This window comes from Haloferax sp. s1 (assembly GCF_058382125.1).
Map to the genome: position 1 here is coordinate 1 of NZ_JBZRPK010000365.1, position 3,654 is coordinate 3,654.

The window sequence follows — 3,654 nt, forward strand, 5'->3', positions numbered from 1 at the left end:
CGCTGGACGACCGCTGGGTCGCGCCCGAGGACGTTCGGGACTTAAGCGTCGACGTGGTTTCGTCCGAACAGTACGGCGAGTGGTTCGAGGAGACGGACGAGCGGTTCCAAGACAATCTCGTCGAGGAGTGGGGCGAACCGCCGGAGCGGCCCTTCGCGATTCCGGGTGTCGAGTTCGAAAACGTTCTCGTGACCGTCCAACCGCCGCGAGGGTTCGGGATGGACCCCTCGAAGGTGTACCACGATTCCGACCTCCAGCCACCGCACGACTACCTCGCCTTCTACGGGTGGCTGCGAAACGAGTTCGACGCCGACGCCGTCGTCCACCTCGGCACGCACGGCAGTCTCGAATGGCTCCCCGGCAAGACCGTCGGCCTGAACGCCGAGAGCGCGCCGGACCAGTTGGTCGCCGACCTGCCGAACGTCTACCCGTACATCATCAACAACCCCGGTGAGGGCACGCAGGCCAAGCGCCGGTCGTACGCGGCCATCGTCGATTACCTGACGCCCGTCATGCGAACCGCCGGGACGTACGACGACCTCTCGGACCTCGAAGAACTCGCCCGAGAGTACCGCGAGGCGGGCATGGACGAGGCGCGACCCGACAGCGGCGAACACCTCCGTGACCTCGTCCTGGAGGCGGTCGACAACCTCAACCTCGCAGTCGAACTCGGGTTCGAAGACCTCGACGGCGTCGCCGACGCCGACGATATTCGCGACGGGGAAAACGTCGATTTCGACGCGCTCGTCGAGCGAATCCACGAGTATCTGACCGACATCAAGACGACGCAAATCCGGATGGGTCTCCACACGATGAGCGAACCACCGGAAAGCGACCGTCTCGTGGAGTACCTCGTCGCCCTCACGCGCCTTCCGAACGCCGATACGCCGAGTCTACGTGGAAGCGTCGCTGGCGTCATGGGCGTCGATTACGACCGAATGCGTGACGAACCGGGAACCTACGACGACGACCTCGGGATGTACCTCTCGGAGGCGTCCGACCATGTCTACGACCAGTGCGTCGAACTGGTCGAAACCCTCGCGGAACACGACTTCGACGTGCCCGAATCGGAGGTCGAAGCCGACCCGGACGACGAGGTGAACATGAACCTGCTCGTCGTCGATATCGACCAACTGGGTGATGCACGGGCGAAGCGCGGCGCGCACGACGACCTCCGAGAAGTGCTGGCGTTCATCTGCGAGGAGGCGGCCCCGCGAGTCGATGCTGCTGCCGACGAGATTCCGCAGACCGCGGACGCACTCAATGGCGAGTACGTCCAACCGGGCGGCAGCGGCGCACCGACCCGCGGCGGCGTGGACCTACTCCCGACCGGGCGGAACTTCTACACGCTCGACCCCCGAAAAGTGCCCGCGAAACCGGCGTGGGACGTTGGGAAGCGCGTTGCAGATGGCGTCCTCGAACGTCACTACGACGAACACGAGGAGTACCCCGAAGAGTTCGGCGTCGTAGCGTGGGGAACACCGACGATTCGGACTCGCGGCGAGACCATCGCGCAGGTGCTCGCGTTCATGGGCGTCGAACCGGTCTGGACCGACGCGGGCCGCATCGACGACGTGGAACCGGTTCCGCTCGACGAACTCGGTCGGCCACGAGTCGACGTGACGACGCGCGTGTCGGGACTCTTCCGCGACGCCTTCCCGCAGGCGGCGAGCGTCATCAACGACGCCGTCGATGCCGTGGTCGAACTCGACGAACCGCACGACATGAACTACGTGAAAAAGCACGTCGAGGAGGAAGCCGAGGAGTTAGAAGACGATGGTGTCGACGCCAGCGACGCCGAAAAGTTGGCCAAGCACCGCGTCTTTACGACGACGCCCGGCGGCTACGGTGCCGGGACGAACAAAGCGGTCGACGAGGGTAACTGGGACGACCGCAGCGACCTCGCCGACGTGTACGTCCAGTGGGGCGGCTACGCCCTCGGCAGTCGCGGCCGCGTGACCGAAGCGCACGAGGCGTTCGAACGACGCCTGAGCGGCGTCGAAGCGACAGTGAAAATCGAAGACACCGCCGAGCAGGACGAGTTCGACTCGTCGGACTGGTACGCGTTCCACGGCGGGTTCGTCTCGGCCGTCGGCGAAATCTCCGGGAGCGACCCCGCGTCCTACGTCGGTGACTCCAGCGACCCGGACAACGTCCAAATTTACACCAACGAGGAGAAGGTTCGCAAGACGATGCGGGCCCGCGTCCTCAACCCCGACTGGCTCGACAGCATGGAGGAACACGGCTACAAGGGCGCTGGTGACCTCTCGACCACGGTCGACGTCGCACTCGGCTGGGACGCGACGACCGGCGTCGTCAGCGACGCGCTCTGGGAACAACTCGCCGAGGCCTACGCCTTCGACGAGGACCGACAGGAGGGGATGCGCGACGTGAACCCGTGGGCGCTCGAAAGCATCACGGCGACCTTCCTCGAAGCCATCGACCGCGGCCTGTGGGACGCCTCCGACGACGTGAGCGAACAGTTGCAGGACATCAACCTCTCCGTCGAGGGCGACCTCGAATCGAACACGACCAACGCGGTAACGCAGACCCACACCCAAACCCAAAATGACTGAAAACGAAGCATACGCGGACCTCGGCGCAACGACGCAAGAAGCGATGGATATCGCGGAGACGAGCATGGACATCGTCCGGACGTTCGTCCCCGACGAGACGCTGAACGACCGGCTTCGACAGAAGGCGGTTCACTCGACCGGCGATATCGAGTTCCAGCACCTCATCCGCTGCCAGAACAACCCCGTCGTCTCCGGTGCGCGGGCCGTCCTCGACGAACAGCCTATCGTGACCGATATCACGATGGTGAAAGCGGGCATCACCGGTCGCGGCCACGACTGCCCCGTCAAAAAGGCCATCGGCAACGGAGCCGAACTCGCCGCCGAGACCGGTATGACCCGGACCGCGGCCTCGGTGCTCGAACTGGACAAGCAGGGCGTCTACGAAGGTGCAATCGCCGTCGTCGGTAACGCGCCGACCGGCGCGCTGGCGCTCGCCGACTGCATCGAGAACGGAACCCGCCCGGCAGCTATCGTCGCGACGCCAGTCGGCTTCGTCAAGGCCGAGGAGAGTCGCAAGCGTATCCGCGAAATTGCGGACGAGTACGACATCCCCGCCGTGACGAACGTCGGGAAGCGTGGTGGAAGCGGCCTCGCAGCAGCACTCACGAACGAACTAATCCACGTTGCAAGCGACGTGCGCGACGGCGAGGTGGACCTGACCGCTCATGAGTGAGGACGACCCGTACGACCTCAACGTCGGGCCGGACCCGGCGGGCTTCGCAGCCGCTGCACCCGAATCGGAACTCGACGAGACCGACAATCCGGTGTACGGGGTCGGCATTGGCCCCGGAAATCTAGAGTACCTGACGCCGCGTGGCCTACGGGCTATCAAAGAAGCGGACGTCGTCGTCGGCTTCCAGACTGTCGTCGATTTCGTCGCCGACGAGACCGACGCGGACCTGCTCACCTGCGGGTACGCGGACGAAGCGGACGCCCTCAACGAGTTCGCCAAGCGCGTTAGCTCCGGCGTCCGCGGGACGGCGGTGTTGATGGGCGACCCGGACCACACGGGGTACCAGTTCCTCGGGAAGGTGCGGCAGGTCGTAGGGCGGCCGGTCAAGGCGATTCCGGGGATTTC

At 65.1% G+C, this 3,654-nt stretch carries 3 protein-coding genes; all 3 read left to right on the forward strand.

Features of this window, described 5'->3' with window-relative positions; genetic code table 11:
* Positions 1 to 2,576, forward strand: a 2,576-nt coding sequence (locus tag QT222_RS04505; RefSeq protein WP_491476437.1) for a cobaltochelatase subunit CobN, incomplete at its 5' end; no start/stop codon positions are given.
* A complete protein-coding gene (locus QT222_RS04510; protein ID WP_004056392.1) occupies positions 2,569 to 3,249 on the forward strand; it encodes a precorrin-8X methylmutase in 681 nt (226 codons plus the stop codon). The genes QT222_RS04505 and QT222_RS04510, both read left to right, overlap by 8 nt.
* Positions 3,242 to 3,654: SAM-dependent methyltransferase (locus QT222_RS04515; protein ID WP_491476438.1), on the forward strand; the 413-nt coding region annotated here is incomplete at its 3' end. The genes QT222_RS04510 and QT222_RS04515, both read left to right, overlap by 8 nt.

Bases quoted from the DNA above. Each gene is read 5' to 3' on its own strand.
- QT222_RS04510 (WP_004056392.1), top strand. From the start codon at position 2,569: ATGACTGAAAACGAAGCATACGCGGACCTCGGCGCAACGACGCAAGAA.